This window comes from Henriciella sp. AS95, from assembly GCF_038900055.1.
In the GTDB taxonomy this organism is placed as follows: domain Bacteria; phylum Pseudomonadota; class Alphaproteobacteria; order Caulobacterales; family Hyphomonadaceae; genus Henriciella.
Genome location: NZ_JBBMQM010000001.1, coordinates 186,039 through 205,777 on the forward strand (window position 1 = coordinate 186,039; position 19,739 = coordinate 205,777).

Here is a 19,739-nt window from a genome sequence, read left to right on the forward strand (position 1 = left end):
GGCCTAGTCTACCGGTTCGATTCAGGAGAGCGAATGCGTATCATGCTTATAACCGACGCTTGGGAGCCCCAGGTGAATGGCGTCGTACGGACCATGAAGCGCGTCATCCAGGAATGCGAAGAGATGGGCCATGAATGGGAAGTCGTCTCGCCTGCCGATGGCTTCACCACCGTTCCGCTGCCGACCTATAGCGAGATCAAGCTCGCCCTGTTTGCCCGCAAACAGATCACCGAGCGCTTTGAGAGCTTCCAGCCCGATGCCGTTCATATCGCAACCGAGGGCACGCTGGGCCTTGCCGGCCGGGCCATGTGCCTGAAGGAAAAGCACCCCTTCTCGACAAGCTACCACACCCGGTTTCCTGAATATGTTTCGGCCCGGATTCCGGTGCCCACCGCCTGGGGCTATGGCTATGTCCGCTGGTTCCACAAATATTCCGGCAAGGTGATGGTCGCGACGCCGTCCATGCGCAAGGAACTCGAAGAGCACAAATTCAACAATGTCGTCTCATGGACGCGCGGCGTGGATACCAAACTGTTTGATCCGTCCCGCCGCATTGAAGAAGGCCAGCCGGGCGACCCGTTCGAAGGCTTGCCGCGGCCCATCTTCCTCAATGTTGGCAGGGTCGCCGTGGAAAAGAATATCGAGGCCTTTGTCGAACTCGACCTGCCGGGCTCGAAAGTCGTCGTTGGCGAGGGCCCGCAACTCGCCGAACTCAAGAAGAAATATCCCAAGGTGACATTCCTTGGCGCTCGATTTGGCGAAGACCTTGCGACCTGCTTTGCGAGCGCGGACGTGTTCTGCTTTCCGAGCCTGACCGATACGTTCGGCCTGGTCATTCTGGAGGCGATGGCCGCCGGCACACCGGTTGCCGCCTATGATGCGCCGGGTCCCCGCGACATTATTCCGGGGTCAGATGCCGGCGTCATCAGCGAGGACCTGAAACAGGCCTGTCTCGATTGTCTCGAGCTGTCACGAGAGACAGCGCGGACCTATGCCGAGGGCTATAGCTGGCGCGCTTGCGCGGAAGCCTTCGTTGAAAACCTCGATCCGCTCCCAGTGCCTGAGCGCAAGCGCTTCTGGCAGAAAATCCGCCTGCGCCGGCGCAAGAAACGCGTCAATCTGGAGTCATCTGAGAAGCGTGAGTGAGCGACCTGATATCAAGCTCATCCGGACGCTGGTCAGAGCCAGCTTTCCAAAACTGTCCAGTGCCAGGATCCGCGCGGTAAGCCAACGCGGCACGGACAATTACATCTACCGGATCGATGACGATCTGGCGCTGCGAATCGCCTGCTCCGACGAAACAGCGCCCGCTCTGATCTGCCGCGAGCAAGTCGCCCTGGAAGAGCTTTCGGACCTCTCGCTTGAGACCCCGAAACTCCTTGCCTATGGCTTTCTGCCCGCGCCGGACACGCGCCCCTGGATGATCTGCAACTGGCTGGAGGGCAAAAGCCTGGAGCTTTCCGCCCATGTCCCGACAGAAGCAGACGCCCGGCGTCTCGCCCTCTTCCTGCTCGACCTTCAGGGCTGCAGAAAGGAACCGGCCAGCGAGCCCGCCCCGGACAATCACTGGCGCGGCATTGGCCTCGCCAAGCGCGATACGCTGACGCGCAAATCGATTGTCACCCTGTCAGATGCGTTCGATGCCGGTAAACTGCGACGCCTGTGGCACGCATCAGTGAATGCCGCGACATGCCCCCGAAAAGACTACACATGGATCCATGGCGATCTTCACCCCGGCAACCTGATCGTCCGCAGCGGCGCACTGACGGGTGTCATCGATTGGGGGCTGGGCGGTCTTGGAGATCCGGCTTGCGATCTGATGGCAGGGTATACGGTCTTTGACGGCGCTGCGCGCGATGCCTTCGCCGCCGCCATGAATGCAAGCGAGGCCGACTGGCGCCGCGGACGTGGCTGGGCCTTGTCGACGGCAGTGATCGCGCTGGCCCATTACAGAGACGGTGACACGCCCATCGTGCGCCGGGCTCGACGCGTGATCGAAACCATCATGGCGGAAAGCGCCTAGCTGTCCGGCGCCATCACTTCCAGCGCGAGCGCCTTTTCGCGCACAGCATTCCGCTCTTCTTCCTGCAGCGGAATGAGACCTTTTTCGACGAGGTAACCGGTCGGGCCCCAGGCATCTTCCTGCGTGAACTCGGAGATGAAATCGGTAATGCCCGGCACCAGGCTCACATTCTGCTTCTTTACGTAGAAGAACATGGAGCGAGAGATTCCATACTCACCGCTCGCAATCTCTGAAAACGTCGGATCGCTTCCCTCAATGTGAGCGCCTTTCAGGCGGTCGAGATTCTGCTCCAGAAAGGAATAGCCCATGATGCCTATACTATCGGGGTTCTTCATGAGCGTCTGAACGATGGCCGTGTCGTTTTCACCTGAATCGATCCACTTGCCGTCCATCCGGATTGTGGTCGCCCGTTTCTTGAAAAGGTCTTTGTCCGTCTCCTTCAGGGCCGCCGCTTCTGGCACTTCGTCGGCGCCGCCTTCAAGCGCCAGCTCGGCGAAGGCGTCGCGCGTACCGGAAGTGGGCGGTGGGCCCGACACGAGGATCGGCATGTCCGGCAGGTGATCGGCGACATCATTCCAGGTCTGGTGCGGATTCTTCATCCAGCCACCCTGGCCGTCCGGAATCTCCTTAGCCAGGGCCAGCCAGATTTCCGCCTTTGAGAGGTCGAGTTCAGGCGAGCCTTTTGCGTTGGCGAGCACGATGCCGTCATAGCCGATCTTCACTTCGACGATCTGATTAACGCCCGCCTTGGCGCACAGCTCGATTTCCGATGGCTTGATCGGGCGCGAGGCATTCGAAATCGACGGCTGGTCCGGGCCGATACCATTGCAGAAGGCCTTGAAGCCGCCGCCAGTCCCCGTCGTCTCGACGATTGGCGTCGGGAATTCGGAGATGGCGCCAAACTGCTCGGCGACCGTGGTCGAGAAAGGCGCAACTGTGGACGAGCCGACAATCTTGATTTTCTCGTCCGGCGAGGCCGCCAGGACCGGCACCGCGCCTGCGCTGGCATCTATCTCGGACAGGTCCGTTTCCGGTGCGCACGCCACGATCAGGCTGCTGGCTGCGAGAATGGCTAGAATTGACCGCATGTCTGGCCCCCGATTCATTCAATCGAACCCGAATTATCGAAGTTTTGTGACAGTCACATGCGCGCCGAAGCATTTTCTGCATCCGAACTGACGTTTACTGTGCGCACATTGGGAAAACCGAACTTGCGACACACAGCGACCAGACGCTCATTGTGCGAGGCATCACTGGTTAGCCAGACATGCCCGCCCGGCCGGTCGGTCGGCTTTCGGGTCTCGGTCTCACGCGCCAGAACGCGCAAGGTCTGGCGGGCAATCGCTGCACCAGAATCAATGTACTTCACAGCGCGCGGCGCAGTCGCGGCGAGCTGTTCGCGCACAAGCGGGAAGTGCGTACAGGCGAGCACGATTGTGTCGACCTCGCCGCCGCCCTCGGCGTCGAAAATGGGTGTCTGTGTTGCTGCGATGGCTGAAGGCTGAACCTCTTCGCCTGCCGCAAAGGCTTCTGCGAGACGGACCAGGTCGATACTGCCATGCAGGATGACCGAAACATCTCTCGCAAACTCATTGATGAGACGCGCGGTATAGGCTCTTCGAATGGTTCCCGGTGTGGCCAGAAGGCCAATGACGCCTGTCTTTGTTTCTGCGACGGCGGGTTTGATCGCGGGCACCGTGCCAATAACCGGGATATCGAGCACCGCCCGCACCTCATCGAGCGCAAGCGTGCTGGCTGTATTGCACGCGATCACGAAGACGTCTGGCTTCGCCTGCCGCACAAGGTCGGCCGCGACTTTAGGCAGGCGGTCCCGAAGCTCGGTGTCAGACTTGTCGCCATAGGGAAAAAAACCGGTATCGGCGGCGTAGTCGACGGCCACCCCAGGCGCCCGGGCCATGATTTCCCGCGCGACGGTCAATCCACCCATACCCGAATCGAAGACGAGTACGCGGCCCGTTTCCGGGACGGGCACGAGGCGGCTGGCAAGGGTTTTCTCGATAGGCATGGCGCGATCCTTCCCAAGCATAGGATGGTTCGCCTTGGGCGTTAATATGGCGTTCGCGGCTGAAATATGAGCGGCGGTTTTACAAAAACGCGGGACGGTGCTGGCTGTCGGGCAAGGCCGCCAACATGTTGCAGCGCAACACGGAAACGGCGGCTCCTTTCCTCCAGCGCTTGAAATCACTGCCAACATTGACTATGTTGCACTGCAGCATACGCGCAAAGGAGCGCCGAGATGACAACCGCTGAAACAAAACTGAACCCGATGGAACTGTTTACCGAATCCCTCACCGCATGGGGTGATCTCGGACGCAGTGCCAGTGAAGCCTGGCTCGAGACCGTAATGTCGATGGGCACGACCTCCGAAAACGCGACGTCCGAAGACATGACCCGCGACGTTTTCCGCAAGCTGGCCGACCTCAATCTCCAGCATTGGGAACACGCCGCCAAAATGGTCGAGTCGCTTCCTGGCTGGATGCGTTGGCCGCAGACCGTTCCCGGCGGTGTGATGACCGACTGGTTCGACCAGATGCGCCGTCCAATGGACCTTGAGGCCTATTCGAACTTCTTCGACTTCGAAAAGTTCGCTGGGGGCATGCCGGCAAATGCGATGCAGCGCCCGGTTGGTCTCGCCGCGCCTGAAGGCAGCGCTGACGACCTCACCCGCATCAAGGGAATTGGTCCGAAGCTGTCACAGACGCTCAACGATCTCGGCATCTTCCACTTCAAGCAGATCGCCGCCTGGCAGGACGCTGAAGCAAAATGGGTCGACGACTTCCTGGCCTTCAAAGGCCGCGTTGCCCGTGAGCAGTGGATCGAGCAGGCGCAGAAATTCGCCGCCAACGGATCGCTGCACTAGCATCGGCAGGATAATCCAAGTCTTTACGGCCCGGTCAGTTGACTGGGCCGTTTTGTTTCTGGGGCTTGCGCCCGGTCAGGCTCGACAGCCAGCCCGGCAGAGTCGGCCTCGCCTTTGCGCCGGACAGAGGCCCGGTTTTGGCGACCCATTCATGAATGAAGGCGAGCTTCGTGCGCACTTTTTCGGAGATCACGAAGGGGTAGATGTCAAACTGGCCCATGGATCGGCTCACATGGTTCATGCCGAGCCCGACGCTGACAGCTGCCGAAATGAGCTTGTTCGGATCCTTGCAGGCATAGGGATCTGGCGAGACACCATCGAGGCCCGGCGCGGAAAAACCAGCGGCGAGATAACTGTCGAGCATATCGGTCAGGTGAACCAGGTGCGCGAAGGTTTCCGCCCAGTCTTCATGCGGATGGCTTGAGGCATATCCGGTCACATGATCGTCCGCCCATCCGGCTGGTGGCCCCTGATCATAGTGGCGCGCGAGCGCCTCGCCATAGTCGGCCCGCTCATCACCAAACAGGGCGCGGAACTGCTTCAGGAACGTCTCATCTTCTGAGAGCCGCAGAAAAACATAATGGCCAAGTTCGTGCCGGAAATGGCCGGCGAGCGTGCGATAGGATTCGCTCAACCGCTCTCGCCTCGCCACGCGTTCTGCCGGGTCAGCCTCTATGACGTTGATCGTGATCAGACCGTCATCATGGCCCATGGTAACTGGCGCATGCCCGTAACTCGTGGTTTCGGACAGAAGATGAAACAGGGGCGCGGGGCCCGTGTCAGACGCTTTCAGCCAGCCCCATTGGCCGAGATTGACGAGGACCCAGCGTTTTGCCGCTTCGGTAAGCGCCCAGAGCGAAAGATTCGTCTCGACGAGGGAATCGGGCACGATCTTCGTCATCGCACAGGCGCGGCAGAGCGAAGCGGGCCCGGCCGCTGACTGCCAGTTGCACCCGATCCGTGCGCGGTTTGTGCAGCTGTCACCGGCCCGCACAAATGTCTCGGCCTCCGGGTCGAAAGCCACTTCCAGTCCGCAATTGCAGACCAGATTGTCAAAATAGAGCGTGCCACCGCAATCGGGGCAGGTGAAGATTTTCATTAGGGAACGTCCAGTCTGGCGCTACTCGCCAAACGCTAAACCCTTCCAGGGTCTACCTCGTTCCACGAGAGGGCCGCGATGACAGACAATTTGTTCGCGTAACCCAATCGGCAGACGAAGAGCGCTAGCCGAGTCCCTCATAGAGGTCGGTCCGCCTGTCGCGGAAGAAGCCCCATGCCGCGCGGTGGCGGTCGAGGAAATCCAGGTCGAACTCTGCGGTGATGACGCCTTCCTGGTCGCGACCAAGCTCGTCGACGATCTCGCCGGCATGGTCTGCGATGAAACTTGTGCCGTAAAAGACCTGCCCCTCCTCATCGCCGGTGCGATTGGCAGCGACAACCGGGATCACGTTCGAGACGGCGTGGCCCTGCATGGCGCGGCGCCAGCGCGCGGCCGTATCGAGGCTGTCATCATGCGGCTCTGAGCCGATAGCCGTCGGATAAAACAGCACATCCGCGCCCATCAGCGCCATGGCGCGGGCGGCCTCGGGGAACCACTGGTCCCAACAAATGCCGACGCCAATATTGCCTTTCATCGTCTCCCAGACACGAAATCCTGTATTGCCGGGGCGGAAGTAGAACTTCTCCATATAGCCCGGCCCGTCGGGGATATGGGATTTGCGGTAGACGCCCAGCGGCGTGCCGTCGGCATCAATGATGACGATGGAATTATAGTATTCCGGGCCGTCCTTTTCATAGATCGAGACCGGGATAACGACGCCGAGCTCCTTCGCCAGCTCTTCAAGCTGGACGACAGCCGGATGCTCCTCCCAAGGATAGGCCGTGGCAAAGAACTTCTCGTCCTGCACCTTGCAGAAATAATGGTCGCAGAAGAGCTCTGACGGCAGGATGATCTCAGCGCCCTTGGCGGCCGCCTCGCGCACCAGCGTTTTCACCTTGTCGATATTGGCCTGCATGTCCTTGCTGAACGAGGCCTGCAGGGCTGCGACTTTGATCTTGCGGCTCATGTTGAAAGCCCTTCTTCGACTTCTGGGACCTGTTGGGTCATGCAGTGGAAGCTGCCGCCACCGGTCAGGATATGGTTTGCAGGCAGCGCAACGACTTCATGCTCGGGCATCAGCGCCTGAAGCTCGGCCAGCGCGAGCTTTGAATGCGTCTCTTCATAGATGGGCAGGATCACGCGTCCATTCGAGATCAGGAAGTTCATATGGCTGGCCGGGATCGGCTCGCCATCATCATCCTCCAGCCGGCCCGGCGACGGGATGGTCGAAACCTCTAGTTCGGCCGATCTTAGCTCATCCTCGATTGCACGAAGGATGTCCGCATTGGGATCATCATCGCCCGACGGGGTCTGGCAGACGACATGGCCGGGGCCAATAAAGCGGGCGATATTGTCGACATGACCATCTGTATGATCGCCGATCAGCCCGTCGCCCAGCCAGATGATCCGGTCGACATTGAAAGCGAGCTTTAGCTGCGCCTCGGCCTTCTCTTCCGTCCATTCCGGGTTGCGGTTCGGGTTGAGCACGCACTGGCGCGTCGTCAGCAGCAGGCCCTCACCATCCTGCTCGACGGCCCCACCTTCCAGCACAAAAGGGAGGCGCTTTAACGGGTGGCCTTCCAGGCGCGCAATCGCTGCGGCCGTTTCGGTATCGCCTTCAAGCTCATATTTGCCGCCCCAGCCATTGAAGGTGAAGCCAAGCCCCTCAAGCCGGTTGAGATATTTCACGAAAACCGGGCCGATATCGCGCAGCCAGATATCGCCCATCGGGGCGTCATACATTTCCGCAAGATCGCCGATCTGATCGACCGCTTCGGCGCGCGAAGCCGGATCGCCAATCACCAGCTTGACCTTGACGACCGGCGCGAGCGCCTTGATCAGCGCCGCAATTTCGCGCTGCGCACCTTCATAGTCGTCTGCCCAAGCGTCCTTGAGGTGTGGCCAGCCGACCCAGACGGAAGACTGCGGAGCCCATTCAGGCGGGGTAAAAGCGATGGTCGTATCGGTCATATCGCGCGATTTGCCATAGTGAGAGCCAAAGAGAAAGGGCGGCCCACATGGAGCCGCCCTTCCCTGATTTCAATCGGTTCTGTGGAACCGGCTGTCTTAGAACTCGTACTTCAGGCCGAAGCGGATTTCCCAGAGCGATGGCTCGGTCACCACGAAGCCTCTGTCGACATTGTTGCCACGGAAGTTCGAGTAGACGTACTGGCCGTTGACGATATCGACGTCGACGATGTCCAGAGCACCCGGGAAGCCTTGCTGGCGCAGGACACCCCAATCGGAGTTCAGGAAGTTACCGAGGTTCTCGATTACGAAGAACGCCTCGGTACGGTCGTTGGCGCGAAGACCCGGCAGGCTCTGCGAGATCTTCAGGTCAAATTTCGACCACCAGTCGTCGTGACAGGAGTTGCGCTTGTAGATGCCGCCCTTGGCATCAGAGTAGCATTCATCGCTGTTGATGAAGCTGAGGAATGCGTCCTGCGTGGCCTGGCTGTCATAGGTCACGATCGGATCACTCGCACCAGCCGGTACGTATAGCAGCTGACGATCCAGGAAGTTGATTTCCTGAACAGTGGAGTTGCCATAGGTCAGGCTGTACGGTGCGCTCTCGGAAACCTGGCCGAAGAGCGAGAACCGGGTTGGGAAGCTGGCAACGAATTCAGCCTCGTAATCCGCCCTCATCGTGAAGCGATGCGGAATTTCGTAATCCGATGTCGCAGTCCCCGGATTGTTTGGGTTGCTGGTCACGAAGTTCGCAAAGTTCGAAGAGGCAACCGACGACGTCATCGGGTTCACGTCTTTGGCATCCGTGTAAGCATAGCCCAGCGACCAGTCGAGACCGAAGTCATAGCTCTTCGATACGCCGATGGACGCCACGAAGGTTTCCGGTGTCGAGTCCGTGTTGGTCAGGATGTAGTCATCGCTGAACGGGTTGAAGTTGCCAGGAGCCACAATCGGGCGGCCGTCAGGTGCGGTGCCGATTGTTGTCAGACCCGCAGACTTGATGATGGCCGTATCCTTGGCGCGGCTGTACAGGAGGTCAGCAACAACCGTGTAGCCGTCACCTGCCCAGTCCATGCCGTAGGCCGAACCGTCAAAGTTCCAGGTGGCGCCGATATTGTACTTCCACTCGGATGGGATTTCGAAGTCCGGGTCGAGCGCGTTGACAGCGCCTTCGCCGCTTGCGTTCGCAACCGCGTCGATGGCTTCGTCCGGAATGTCGAACAACGGCGTGCCGCCACCTGAGTAGGTGTAGTCGCTGATGATGTTGCCGCCGCCGGAAAACTCGAACAGCGTCACACCATTGTTGGAGTAGTTGTTCGAGATCCAGACGTTCGGATTGCCGCCGGCGAAGAGGCCGACGCCGCCGCGCAGCGACAGGTCATCGCTGACGTCATAGGTGAAGCCCAGTCGTGGCTGGATCACTTCTTTGCCGTCGAGAGTGTTGTTGTTCGGAATGCCGTATGCAGCTTCGAAGGCCGGGTTGAGGGTTGGCTTGTCGTCGGAGGAGTAGAAGTCTCCGCGAACACCGAACACAACGTTCAATGCATCATTAACCTGCCATTCGTCCTGCAGGTAGACCGACGTGATCTCATAGCCGAACTCGGCAGCGCCATCGGCGGCATTGTTCGTGCCTGAAGCACTTTCGTAGATGAATTCGTCCAGGACGCCGGCTTCGAAGTCATCGATGCTTGCGAAGCTGAACTCACCCTGAACTTCCTGAACGAACAGGTTGAACACGTCGAACTCTTCACGTTCGATACCGGCTGTGAAGGTGTGGTCGTTCCACGTATAGTCTGCCTTGGCCTTGTAGGTCCAAAGCTCGTAGTTCAGCTCGTTGGCGTGGCGGGAATCGTCCGGTCCAAGATAGACGGTCGTGTCGCCGACTTCGATCTGGACTTCACCGATCTGGTCGGTCAGGCCACCATAGGATTCCTGAAGGTTTTCGAGGTCGATGTAGGAAACACGCACTTCCGTCGACAGATTGTTGGTCCAGTTGGAGTAGAGCGAACCAGCATAGGAATTGAGCGTCGCGCCACGCTTGTAGAAGTGATTGAATTCCGGAAGCTCGTCCGGGTCACCATCAGACGGGCTGTTCGAGAAGCCCTCATTGTAGTTGTAGGTGAACGAAGCGCGGTGGTCGTTGTTGATGTTCCAGTCGATCTTCGCGAGGAATTTTTCGTCTTCATTGTCGAGCGCGGTTGGCAGTTCGCCTACAGTGTAGCCGTAAACGTTCTGGGCGGCGTCGACGATGCGCTGGTATTCAGCGTCTGTGATGCCCTTGCCGGTCGGCGTGTTGTTGCCGAACAGGTCGCTGCCTTCCTGCTTCTCATAGGAACCGAAGAAGAACAGCTTGTCCTGGATGATCGGACCGCCAACGCTGAAGCCGTAGCGGTACTCATCGTAGTCGCCATTGTCGACTTCGACATCGTCAGCCGTGTCACCGCGCAGCGAGTCATTCGTGTAATCGACAAACGCACTGCCATGAAATTCGTTTGAACCGGACTTCGTGACAGCATTGATGTTACAGGCCGTGAACGAACCGTATTCGACATCGTACGGTGCCAGCTCGACGGCAACCTGATCGATCGAGTCGAAAGAGAACGGAATACGCTCGGTCGGGTAGCCGTTCGAGTTAAGGCCGAAATTGTCATTCAGGCGAATGCCATCGACGGTCAGCGAGTTGAAACGCGGGCTTGCGCCGCCACACTGGATGCCGTCAGCGCCGGGGGTGCCACCAGCGTCAGGATCGAGATAGACGCGCGGATCAAGGCGAACGATGTCCTTTACGTCACGGTTGATCGCCGGGGCACTGCCGAGAATGTCGGCCCCGAAGGTCGAGCTCGGCCCAAGCGCAACCGAAGTGAGGCCGGCGGAACCGGAAACAACCACCGTCTGCATACGTGCTTCGCCATCAACGGCGCTCGAAAGCACAAAATTGACCTGGGTGGCATCACCGAGGTTCAGAGCAAGATTTTCGATTTGCTGGCCCTGATAATCAGGCGACGTAACTTCGATGACGTAGCTGCTGGAAACCGGCAGGTTACGGATCGCATACTGACCTGATGAACTCGCAGTTGTGGATCGTGAAAGACCGGTCGTTGGATCGGTGATAACAATCGTCGCGCCGGACAGAGCCGTGCCGGCTTCTGACGTGACCTGACCACGGACTTCCGAGGTCGTGACCTGCGCTTCGGCAGGTGCGACGATTGCGGCGGTGAACAGCGAAGCTGCTGCGACACCGGACAATAGTTTCCAGTTGGACATGAAGAACCCCTCTTCGGTTAAGCGGCCGCGGCAACCATCAGTCACAATGCCAAAGCCAATTGACCGCGCCTCTATTCGTCATATGCAAAAGTTTTGTGACAGTCTTGTTACTCTTCTGTGCACCGCAGCAAAGTGTGAAAAATGCTTGCAAAAAGGCAACACTCAGACTGCGGTGCTGGCCAATTCGTTTGCCGCACGCTAGCAGGCTGTTTCCATGTTTTACGATGATGCCGATAGTCCCAAATTCGCGCGCCTTACGGCGCTGATAATTCTGGGACTTTTGGTCATAAGACTCGTCTGCGTTCTCCTCTCACCCTTGGAGCTGTACGCTGACGAGGCCCAGTACTGGCGCTGGGGACAGACGCTGGAATGGGGATATTACTCAAAACCGCCCCTGATTGCCTGGGTGATCCATGCGAGCACGGCGACCTTCGGCGATTCCGCCTGGGCGGTCCGCCTGCCGGCGCCTTTCCTGCATACCCTGGCCGCGTATTTCCTCTTCCTGCTGGGTCGCCGGATGGTGTCTGCAAAGATCGGCATGATGGCAGCTGTCGGATACGCGCTGATGCCGGCCGTCTGGCTATCCTCAACAGTGCTGTCGACCGACGGTATCCTGATGCCGATCTGGGCGGCGGCCCTCTACCTGCTCTGGCGCGTGCGGGAGGGCCGTTCGCATTGGGCGCTCTATCTGGCCCTCGGCGCGTCGATCGGGCTCGGCTTTCTGGCCAAGTATGCGATGCTCTACTTCGCGATCGGGATCGTGCTGACGAGCCTCATCGACAAACCCACCCGACAAAGCCTGCTCAGCCTGAAAGGCGCCCTCACGCTGGTCACGGCCCTTATCATCATAGCGCCGCATCTCATCTGGAACGCACAGCATGATTTCGCGACGGTGGGCCACACAGTCGACAATGCCAATCTTGGCGGCGAGCTGTTCAATCCGGAAAACGCGCTCAAATTCCTGGCCGACCAGATGGGTGTGTTTGGCCCGATCAGCTTTGTCGCCCTGATCGGTGGGCTGATCTTCATGCGCAAGACGGCGACCGGCGATCAAGCACGGCTGGAACTCTGGCTCGCCTGTTTCATCTTGCCGGTTCTTATCATTATTTTCGGTCAGTCCATCCTCTCTCGGGCCCATGCCAACTGGGCAGCGACCGCCTATCCAGCCGCATCGGTGCTGATCGCCATGTTCTTCATGCGGGCCCGGCCAAACCGGCAGCTCTGGTACTGGGTCGCAGGCCTGACAGGCGTCTGCTTCCTGCTGATACCGGACTTCACCATTCTGACACGCGTGATTGCCGGCCTCATTTGGGCCGGTGCCGTGATGGGAGCGGCCTATGCTGCCAAGTTCAAGCCGGAGGGGCTGTTCTGGACGGGGCTGGGCCTACACGCTGCGCTGGGGCTCGGCATGATGGTCGCGATGACGTTCGCAAATACGCTGGCCGGTCCGCTGGGGCTCGACAATGCGTTCAAGCGCACCATCGGCTGGGAGGAATTGTCGGACAAGCTTTCCAGTTTTGTCGATGATCAGGGCACCCCGACAGCCGTCATGGTGGATGAGCGCGAAATCTGGCACGGCCTCGATTTTTATCTGAAAGACCGCATCGACGCGCCGCTGATTCTCTGGCGCTATAATGAGGGCGCGCACAGCTTTGCCGAGCAACAGCCGATGACGGACGAGATTGACGACGATGTTCTCATCGCCAGCTATCGGCCAAACCGGCGGCCCGCCATCGCGGCAGACTTCGAGACATTCGACAAGGTCGGTGAGATCAGCGTTGATCTCGGGACGCGGTCGAATGGCTGCCCGCTTAGCCGCCGGCTGGTCCTTTATCGAGCGTCCGGATTCAACCCGCTTCCCCGTTCGCAGGACTGGGTGGACCGGTTCGAAGGCGAGACGATGGACGCACCAGAACCTTGCACCGCTAACTAGGAGCGCGCGGGCGGCTTGCAGGTTATATTTTCCCTGTAGGCCCGCTCCGATTCCGCATTGCGTGCCGCAATCGCCCCGTTCCACACATCGGCCAGCGGTGACAAATCAATCGCGTCGCTCACAGCGATATTGTCATAGCCTTCCTTCGGCTGGCCGTAGACAGCGGGCTTGAAGTCCTGCGTCGCGATGACGATGCGCAGCGTGCCGACCTCAGTGATGTGCCAGCCGAGATCATCATCCTGACCTTTGGCAAGCCAGCCGCCCTGCACCGTCTTTTCGTCCTGGTCCGCGCGCTCGATCCGGCCGGACATGAAATGCTTGTCCTCGCCGCCGGTGGAATCCACCCCCATCAGGAAGTAGGAGATTTCCTGCGGAAGGATGCCCTGACCGCCCTCGATGTGACTGCCCTTGTTGAAAAAGCGGTAGGTATAGTCACTGGACTCCCGCTTCAGGTCGATGGTTGGCGGCTCGGCATAGAGAGTAACGGAGCTGACCTTGTCGAGGTCGTAGAGCGAGGCCACCCTGATCTCGACCCCCTTGCTGGTCTTCTCGCCATCAATTGTTTTCCAGACCAGCGGCTGGTCCGGATTCTCGACGACAATGTCGTTCATCGTCGCTCGCCATTGCCAGCCGCCCGCTTCGCCATGCGGACAGACCGGCTTCTCCTGCGCCAGGGCGGTCCCTGACAACCCCATTGCGAGGACCGCCGCCGCAAGCGCTTGATCGAAATTCCTCATTGCGTCCTCCCACAAACACTGTGGCCAGCATACTTTTCGCCTTGCTCTTGTCGCCCTGAAACTTCACATCCCAAGCCATGGGCACCCTGAAGGCCGTTCTCGGGCCGACAAATACTGGCAAGACGCACTACGCCATCGAACGCATGATGGGCCACAGCACGGGCATGATCGGCCTGCCGCTGCGCCTGCTGGCGCGCGAAGTCTATGACCGGGTCGTGAAGGCCAAGGGCGAGAAGGCCGTTGCGCTGATCACCGGTGAGGAGCGGATCGAACCGCCCCAGGCCCGCTATTGGGTCTGCACGGTGGAATCGATGCCTGTCCATAAACGGGTCGAATTCCTCGCCATCGACGAAATCCAGCTGGCTGAGGATGATGATCGCGGCCACGTCTTTACCGATCGCATCCTGCATGCGCGCGGCACAGCAGAGACGATGCTGCTCGGCGCAGAGACCATGCGCGGCGTGCTGCGCGAGCTTGATCTAGATGTTTCAACAGACACGCGCGAACGCTTCTCCGAACTGCATTATGCCGGACCGGCCAAAGTCACCAAGCTGCCCAAGCGCACGGCCGTCGTCGCTTTCTCGACCGAGCAGGTCTACGCGATCGGCGAGTTGCTCAGGCGACAAAAGGGCGGCGCCGCCATTGTCATGGGTGCGCTTAGCCCCCGCACGCGGAATGCCCAGGTCGCCCTCTATCAGTCTGGAGAGGTGGACTATCTCGTCGCCACAGACGCGATCGGTATGGGCCTCAATCTCGATGTCGAACGGATCGCCTTTGCGGCCCGTTCCAAGTTTGACGGGCGTCGGCGCCGCTTCCTGTCGGCGGCTGAGTGCGGACAGATCGCTGGCCGGGCCGGGCGCTTTCGTACCGATGGCGAATTTGGCGAGACGGGCGACTGCCCGCCTTTCGAGGAAGAAACCTGGCGCGCCATTGAAGAGAACCGGTTCGACCCGGTTGATGAGCTGCAATGGCGCAACTCAAGTCTCGATTACCGCTCCATCAAGACGCTGATCGCAAGCCTGGCGCGCCCGTCAGGTCACCCGGCGCTGCGCCAGAATCCGCATGCCCTTGATGAGTGGGTGCTGCGACGCATGGCCGAAGACGCCGATATCGGGCCGGAGGTGCGCGGTGAACGAAACGTCCGTCGCCTATGGGATCTCGCCCGTTTGCCGGACTTCCGCAAATCCGGTCATGAAGGCCACGGTCGCCTTGTCCTCGGCCTCGCCGAAACGCTGGCTGACCCCGATGCCCGCCTTGGCGATGCAGCCATGGCCAAGCGCATGGAAAACCTTGAAGCCAACGTCCCCGACATATCGAGCCTTCAGCACAGACTTGCCATGATCCGCACCTGGACCTATGCCGCCCACCGTGAAGACTGGCTGGAAAACCCGGCCTATTGGCGCGAACAGACACGTGAAATTGAAGACAGGTTATCAGATGCCCTTCACGCAGCGCTCACATTGCGCTTTGTTGACCGCAGAACGACGGCCCTGCTTGCGGGCCTTAAGAGGGAAGACCTGCTTGTGACTGAATTGTCCGATACCGGTGAAGTAACCGTCGAAGGCCATGTCGTCGGAAAGCTCGTCGGCCTGCATTTCGAACCCGCGTCCACCGCGCAGACGCTCGAGGGAAAAGCCGTTCGCTCGGCGGCCGTCACAGCGCTTGGACCGATCATGGCCGAACGCCTCGGCGAGATTACCGGCGCGCCTGCCGATGCGTTCGCACTGACAGATGCAGGCACCATCACCTGGAAAGAGGCAGAGGTCGCCCGCCTGCAAGCCGGACCGGATTGGCTGGCACCCAAGCTTGAACTCATCGGCGCTGAAGACGCCGAAGCCCACCGCAAGGATGCGGCGCTGAAACGGATCGAAGAGTGGCTCGGCGCAGAGATGCTTCGCGTCCTGCCGACCCACGCCAAGCTCAAGACCGGCGAAACCGGCAAGGAACTCGAAGGCATGGCCCGCGGGCTGGCCTTCCAGCTGCTCGAAAGCGGCGCAGCCGTCGACCTTCGCAATGATACGACCAGCGGCCAGATCACGCCGGAGCAGCGCGAAGCGATGAAAGGGGCCGGCCTTCGCACCGGCCGTGTCGCCGCACACATCCCTGATGCGCAGAAACCTGCCGCCCAGCGCATGATCGCCATCCTTCAGGCCAGCCACACGGGCGAGACCCGGCGCGTCGCCCCTGAAGGCGCAGGCTCCTTCCCGCTGGATGGGGAATGGGCTGAGAGCGAACTCAACTCGCAGGGCTATATCCGCTTTGGGCCGCGCGCCGTTCGGGCAGACCTTGCCGAACGCCTTGGCTGGGAAGTCTCCAAGCGCCGCCGGGAAGCCGGCACGCCGACCTTCGAACTCCCGGCTGAGCTTGCGTCCATCGTCTCATGCCCGGGCGAGGAGTTTCCGGCCATTCTGAAAGGCTTTGGACTTGCGCCCGCCGAAAAGGATGCCGAGACGGGCACAGTCACAAAGTGGCGATACCTGTCGCGTCATCGCCAGGATGGTCCGCCTCGCGGCAAGAAACCGGGCGGCAAGCCGGGTGGCCGTCCGCCCAAGGGCAAAGGTGGAAAGCCGCGCCATGAGCAGCGCGGCGGGGGTCGCGGCTCGCGTCGTCAGGAAAAGCAGCCCGATCCGAACAGCCCCTTCGCGGCGCTGGCGAGCCTGCTCCCGCCACCGCCTCCACCGCCCAAGCCGAAGCCAAAGAAAAAAAAGAAGAAGCCTGCCGCTCAGAAGCCGGACGCAGCCGCCAAACCTTCAGAGTCGCCCAAAACGCCCCAAACGCCAGACAAGCCGGCCGGATCAGCGGAGCCATCGTCATAAGCGAAGACATCCGGCTCGATGTCTGGCTGTGGCGCGCACGGTTCTTCAGGACCCGGTCGATCGCATCAGATTTCATCTCGAAGCGAGGCGTGCGAATTTCTCGCGCGGGCGACACGCGCAAGGTCAAAAAGGCTGGCACGCGACTCCTGCCGGGAGATATTGTAAGTTTCGCCCTGAGAACCAACATTGTAACCGTCAGGGTCTTGCAGGGCGGCGCCCGGCGTGGCCCCGCTCTGGAAGCGCAGACCCTTTACGAAACTCTGGACCAGGATACTGGGGGAGACGAAGATGCTTGATGGCTTGAAGCGACTGTTTTCCGGGCGCCCGAAACCGGTCACCCGTCACGTCGACCCGCAGGTTGCCGCAGCAGCCCTGCTCGTTCAGGCCGCCCTTGTCGATGGCGTATACGCTAATCTTGAAAGCGACCAGATTGCCGAAATCCTCCTCGAGAGCCTCGGTCTTGATGCCGACAGGGTCGATGATGTTCTGGAACAGGGCGAGGAACTTGCCGAGGAAGCGACCGGCGCGCACGAATTTACGCAGCATGTGAAGAAGCTTCCCCTGCTAGAGCGGGTCCGTGTCATCGAGGGGCTCTACCTGGTCTCCATGGCCGATGGCGCGGCCTGTAAATTCGAAGAAGCCTTCATTCGTCATGTGGCAAGTTTGCTCCATGTTGACGATATCAGACGGGCCCAGGCACGCCGCCGCGCTGAATCGCGCCAGCCACAGTGATTGACTTGAAGGCCATTCGCCTCCAAATGCAGCGCGTCAAACAAACAGCCTCCCGGAATACTGAATGACCTATATCGTTGTCGATGCCTGCATCCGCTGCAAATACATGGATTGTGTCGAAGTCTGCCCGGTGGACTGCTTCTATGAAGGCGAGAACATGCTCGTCATTCACCCGGACGAGTGCATCGATTGCGGCGTCTGCGAACCGGAATGCCCGGTCGAAGCCATCAAGCCGGATACCGAAGACGATCCGGACTCCAAGTGGCTGAAACTCAATACTGAATATGCCAAGGTCTGGCCGAATATTACCCGCATGAAAGAGCCGCCATCTGACCGCGAAGAGTTCGCGCAAGAGACCGGAAAGCTTGAAAAGTATTTCAGCGAAAAGCCCGGTGACGGTGACTGATAACTCTCCAGTGTCACATGAGAGTTGTTAAATAGTCGTTTTTCTGATATATATTTACAGTCAAACTTTTAGGGAGCCTGCTTACATCTCCGGATCGACTTTTTATTGTCACCGGGGCGCGCGGGCTCTTGTTGCGTAGAAAGGCACTCAAAAACATGGCAACCAAGACACAGGGTGATACTCAGGAACTCACGTTTGAGATCGGCCAGTCCGTCGTCTACCCGGCGCACGGTGTGGGCGAGATCACAGCGATCGAAAAACAAACTGTCGCTGGAATGTCACTCGAAGTCTATGTCGTCTCCTTCGATCAGGACAAGATGATCCTTCGCGTGCCAACCAATCGCGCAGAGGCCTCCGGCATGCGTTCGCTGGCTGGCTCCAAGCTCGTTGACGACGCCCTGAAGACGCTCGGCGGCAAGGCACGCATCAAGCGCACCATGTGGTCGCGCCGCGCTCAGGAATACGAAGCGAAAATCAATTCCGGCAATCTCATCTCAATCGCGGAAGTCGTTCGCGACCTGCACCGCGGTGATGACCAGCCGGAACAGTCCTATTCCGAGCGTCAGCTCTATGAGAGCGCCCTTGACCGCATGGCGCGCGAACTGGCCGCTGTCGAGAATACCGATCACGACACCGCCATGGAGCGTCTTGCCAAGTCGCTTGCCAAAAAAAAAGCGGCCTAGCCACAGACTAGCCTCTACAGACTAACGAAGAAGCCCTGCCACCCGGCGGGGCTTTTTTGGTTGGCCCTGAAAAATCGATACATTCTGTGATCCGGTTCCCAAGCTCCTGCGTAGACACTGTCAAAAGATACACGCGCAAGTTGGGAGTAATGACATGGCCACATCCCGGACGTCTGAAAACGCTGACCGTCGTTTTGTTCGAAAGGCTATGAACAAACCGATGCTCAGCGCAGAGCACGAGCACGACCTTGCCATCCGCTGGCGCGACGATCGCGATGAGGATGCGCTGCACGAACTCACCAGTGCCTATATGCGCCTGGTCATCTCGATGGCATCCAAATTTCGCCATTACGGCCTCGCCCTCCCGGATCTCGTTCAGGAGGGGAATGTTGGCCTGATGCAGGCCGCCGCGCGTTTCGACCCGGACCGCGAAGTGCGCTTCTCGACCTATGCCTCCTGGTGGATCCGGTCCTCCATTCAGGATTTTGTCCTGCGCAACTGGTCGATCGTCCGCACAGGCACGACGGCGGCGCAGAAGTCGCTCTTCTTCAATCTGAAACGGCTGCGCGCCAAGATTGACGATACGGGCGACGGCATCATGACACAGGAAAACAAGACCTGGATCGCAACCCATCTTGGCGTTCGTGAGCGCGATGTCGAGACGATGGCGTCTCGCCTGTCAGCATCCGACCGCTCGCTCAATGCACCGCTCAGCACGGATAGCGAAGCCCAGTGGCAGGACCTGCTCGAGGACGAGAACTCGGTAACTGAAGACCGCGTCATGGAGACCCGCGACGGCGAGCGCCGCAAGCAATGGATTGCCGAGGCCCTGCGCACGCTGACAGACCGGGAAAACCTGATTATCCGCGAACGCCGTCTCACCGATGATACGGTAACGCTTGAAGTCCTTGGAAAGCGCCTCGGAATCTCCAAGGAGCGGGTGCGCCAGATCGAGCATCAGGCGCTCGGCAAACTTCGCAACGCGCTGGTTTCCATGGTCGGTGATCCAGAGGAAACCGGAATGATACCTGTCGGCTAATCCCCTCCCCACCCAAGCCGACAGCGAAGGGGCTGCAAGCGATCTTGCAGCCCCTTTTAACTGTCCCCATATCTCATTCAGAAGGGCTGCCGCTGAGCGGGGCTCTCATTGAAAAAGACGGCGGTGCGCGGCGCGCCCGGCCCGTCGACAGACCTGAG

Annotated in this window: 17 protein-coding genes; 10 read left to right on the top strand and 7 right to left on the bottom strand. The window is 59.8% G+C overall.

All coding sequences use genetic code 11. The annotated features are described in order from the left end of the window. Positions 1-33: 33 nt before the first annotated feature. Together WNY37_RS00965 and WNY37_RS00970 are read left to right on the top strand one after the other, a co-directional pair. Positions 34-1,146: a glycosyltransferase family 1 protein gene (locus WNY37_RS00965; protein WP_342971582.1), complete on the top strand. Its 1,113-nt coding sequence runs from the start codon at positions 34-36 to the stop codon at positions 1,144-1,146. Then, a complete protein-coding gene (locus tag WNY37_RS00970) occupies positions 1,139-2,023 on the top strand; it encodes a phosphotransferase (RefSeq protein ID WP_342971583.1) in 885 nt (294 codons plus the stop codon). Before WNY37_RS00965 ends, WNY37_RS00970 begins: the two co-directional genes overlap by 8 nt. Here WNY37_RS00970 and WNY37_RS00975 read toward each other — a convergent pair. Together WNY37_RS00975 and murI are read right to left on the bottom strand one after the other, a co-directional pair. After that, positions 2,020-3,111: a substrate-binding domain-containing protein gene (locus WNY37_RS00975; protein ID WP_342971584.1), complete on the bottom strand. Its 1,092-nt coding sequence runs from the start codon at positions 3,109-3,111 to the stop codon at positions 2,020-2,022. The two genes, WNY37_RS00970 and WNY37_RS00975, sit on opposite strands and share 4 nt — an antisense overlap. A 53-nt stretch (positions 3,112-3,164) precedes the next feature. Next, on the bottom strand, positions 3,165-4,049 hold the full coding sequence (gene murI / locus WNY37_RS00980) for a glutamate racemase (protein ID WP_342971585.1): 885 nt from the start codon (positions 4,047-4,049) through the stop codon (positions 3,165-3,167). 231 nt (positions 4,050-4,280) lie between these two features. On the opposite strand from murI, the gene WNY37_RS00985 reads away from it, so the two are divergent. Continuing rightward, complete coding sequence (locus WNY37_RS00985) at positions 4,281-4,904, top strand: hypothetical protein (RefSeq protein ID WP_342971586.1); 624 nt, start codon at positions 4,281-4,283, stop codon at positions 4,902-4,904. A gap of 34 nt (positions 4,905-4,938) precedes the next feature. On the opposite strand, the gene WNY37_RS00990 is transcribed toward WNY37_RS00985, so the two are convergent. The 4 genes from WNY37_RS00990 to WNY37_RS01005 all read right to left on the bottom strand — a co-directional run bounded on the left by WNY37_RS00990 (position 4,939) and on the right by WNY37_RS01005 (position 11,235). Then, positions 4,939-6,003 carry a putative zinc-binding metallopeptidase gene (locus WNY37_RS00990; RefSeq protein WP_342971587.1) on the bottom strand — a complete coding sequence of 355 codons (1,065 nt, stop codon included), beginning with the start codon at positions 6,001-6,003 and terminating at the stop codon, positions 4,939-4,941. Between the two features lie 124 nt (positions 6,004-6,127). Further along, positions 6,128-6,970, bottom strand: coding sequence for an N-carbamoylputrescine amidase (gene aguB / locus WNY37_RS00995; protein ID WP_342971588.1), 843 nt, complete (start codon positions 6,968-6,970; stop codon positions 6,128-6,130). Continuing rightward, positions 6,967-7,974 carry an agmatine deiminase family protein gene (locus WNY37_RS01000; protein WP_342971589.1) on the bottom strand — a complete coding sequence of 336 codons (1,008 nt, stop codon included), beginning with the start codon at positions 7,972-7,974 and terminating at the stop codon, positions 6,967-6,969. The genes aguB and WNY37_RS01000 overlap by 4 nt, the downstream gene beginning before the upstream one ends. A gap of 96 nt (positions 7,975-8,070) precedes the next feature. Then, complete coding sequence (locus WNY37_RS01005) at positions 8,071-11,235, bottom strand: TonB-dependent receptor (RefSeq protein ID WP_342971590.1); 3,165 nt, start codon at positions 11,233-11,235, stop codon at positions 8,071-8,073. 214 nt (positions 11,236-11,449) lie between these two features. Here WNY37_RS01005 and WNY37_RS01010 point away from each other — a divergent pair, with 214 nt between their 5' ends. Then, positions 11,450-13,168, top strand: coding sequence for a glycosyltransferase family 39 protein (locus tag WNY37_RS01010; RefSeq protein ID WP_342971591.1), 1,719 nt, complete (start codon positions 11,450-11,452; stop codon positions 13,166-13,168). Here the strand turns inward: WNY37_RS01010 and WNY37_RS01015 are convergent. After that, complete coding sequence (locus WNY37_RS01015; RefSeq protein ID WP_342971592.1) at positions 13,165-13,905, bottom strand: hypothetical protein; 741 nt, start codon at positions 13,903-13,905, stop codon at positions 13,165-13,167. The genes WNY37_RS01010 and WNY37_RS01015 overlap by 4 nt on opposite strands. A gap of 77 nt (positions 13,906-13,982) precedes the next feature. On the opposite strand from WNY37_RS01015, the gene WNY37_RS01020 reads away from it, so the two are divergent. The 6 genes from WNY37_RS01020 to WNY37_RS01045 all read left to right on the top strand — a co-directional run bounded on the left by WNY37_RS01020 (position 13,983) and on the right by WNY37_RS01045 (position 19,581). Then, on the top strand, positions 13,983-16,721 hold the full coding sequence (locus WNY37_RS01020) for a helicase-related protein (RefSeq protein ID WP_342971593.1): 2,739 nt from the start codon (positions 13,983-13,985) through the stop codon (positions 16,719-16,721). Positions 16,722-16,729: 8 nt separating this feature from the next. After that, positions 16,730-17,017: a S4 domain-containing protein gene (locus WNY37_RS01025; RefSeq protein ID WP_342974858.1), complete on the top strand. Its 288-nt coding sequence runs from the start codon at positions 16,730-16,732 to the stop codon at positions 17,015-17,017. Next, on the top strand, positions 17,010-17,453 hold the full coding sequence (locus tag WNY37_RS01030; protein ID WP_342971594.1) for a TerB family tellurite resistance protein: 444 nt from the start codon (positions 17,010-17,012) through the stop codon (positions 17,451-17,453). The genes WNY37_RS01025 and WNY37_RS01030 overlap by 8 nt, the downstream gene beginning before the upstream one ends. A gap of 64 nt (positions 17,454-17,517) precedes the next feature. After that, the gene (gene fdxA, locus WNY37_RS01035) at positions 17,518-17,859 is read left to right on the top strand and encodes a ferredoxin FdxA (protein WP_342971595.1); all 342 of its coding nucleotides are present in this window, start codon (positions 17,518-17,520) and stop codon (positions 17,857-17,859) included. A gap of 155 nt (positions 17,860-18,014) precedes the next feature. Further along, a complete protein-coding gene (locus WNY37_RS01040; RefSeq protein WP_342971596.1) occupies positions 18,015-18,542 on the top strand; it encodes a CarD family transcriptional regulator in 528 nt (175 codons plus the stop codon). Positions 18,543-18,696: 154 nt separating this feature from the next. Continuing rightward, positions 18,697-19,581, top strand: a complete 885-nt coding sequence (locus WNY37_RS01045) for an RNA polymerase factor sigma-32 (protein ID WP_342971597.1) — start codon at positions 18,697-18,699, stop codon at positions 19,579-19,581. The last annotated feature ends 158 nt before the right edge of the window (positions 19,582-19,739 follow it).

Excerpts from the sequence above, each read along its gene's own strand:
- WNY37_RS01005 (WP_342971590.1), bottom strand. The coding sequence starts at position 11,235 with ATGTCCAACTGGAAACTATTGTCCGGTGTCGCAGCAGCTTCGCTGTTC.
- WNY37_RS01030 (WP_342971594.1), top strand. The coding sequence starts at position 17,010 with ATGCTTGATGGCTTGAAGCGACTGTTTTCCGGGCGCCCGAAACCGGTC.
- aguB (WP_342971588.1), bottom strand. The coding sequence starts at position 6,970 with ATGAGCCGCAAGATCAAAGTCGCAGCCCTGCAGGCCTCGTTCAGCAAG.
- WNY37_RS00965 (WP_342971582.1), top strand. The coding sequence starts at position 34 with ATGCGTATCATGCTTATAACCGACGCTTGGGAGCCCCAGGTGAATGGC.
- WNY37_RS00990 (WP_342971587.1), bottom strand. The coding sequence starts at position 6,003 with ATGAAAATCTTCACCTGCCCCGATTGCGGTGGCACGCTCTATTTTGAC.
- murI (WP_342971585.1), bottom strand. The coding sequence starts at position 4,049 with ATGCCTATCGAGAAAACCCTTGCCAGCCGCCTCGTGCCCGTCCCGGAA.
- WNY37_RS01040 (WP_342971596.1), top strand. The coding sequence starts at position 18,015 with ATGGCAACCAAGACACAGGGTGATACTCAGGAACTCACGTTTGAGATC.
- WNY37_RS01010 (WP_342971591.1), top strand. The coding sequence starts at position 11,450 with ATGTTTTACGATGATGCCGATAGTCCCAAATTCGCGCGCCTTACGGCG.
- WNY37_RS01000 (WP_342971589.1), bottom strand. The coding sequence starts at position 7,974 with ATGACCGATACGACCATCGCTTTTACCCCGCCTGAATGGGCTCCGCAG.
- WNY37_RS01045 (WP_342971597.1), top strand. The coding sequence starts at position 18,697 with ATGGCCACATCCCGGACGTCTGAAAACGCTGACCGTCGTTTTGTTCGA.
- WNY37_RS01015 (WP_342971592.1), bottom strand. The coding sequence starts at position 13,905 with ATGAGGAATTTCGATCAAGCGCTTGCGGCGGCGGTCCTCGCAATGGGG.
- WNY37_RS00985 (WP_342971586.1), top strand. The coding sequence starts at position 4,281 with ATGACAACCGCTGAAACAAAACTGAACCCGATGGAACTGTTTACCGAA.
- fdxA (WP_342971595.1), top strand. The coding sequence starts at position 17,518 with ATGACCTATATCGTTGTCGATGCCTGCATCCGCTGCAAATACATGGAT.
- WNY37_RS01020 (WP_342971593.1), top strand. The coding sequence starts at position 13,983 with ATGGGCACCCTGAAGGCCGTTCTCGGGCCGACAAATACTGGCAAGACG.
- WNY37_RS00975 (WP_342971584.1), bottom strand. The coding sequence starts at position 3,111 with ATGCGGTCAATTCTAGCCATTCTCGCAGCCAGCAGCCTGATCGTGGCG.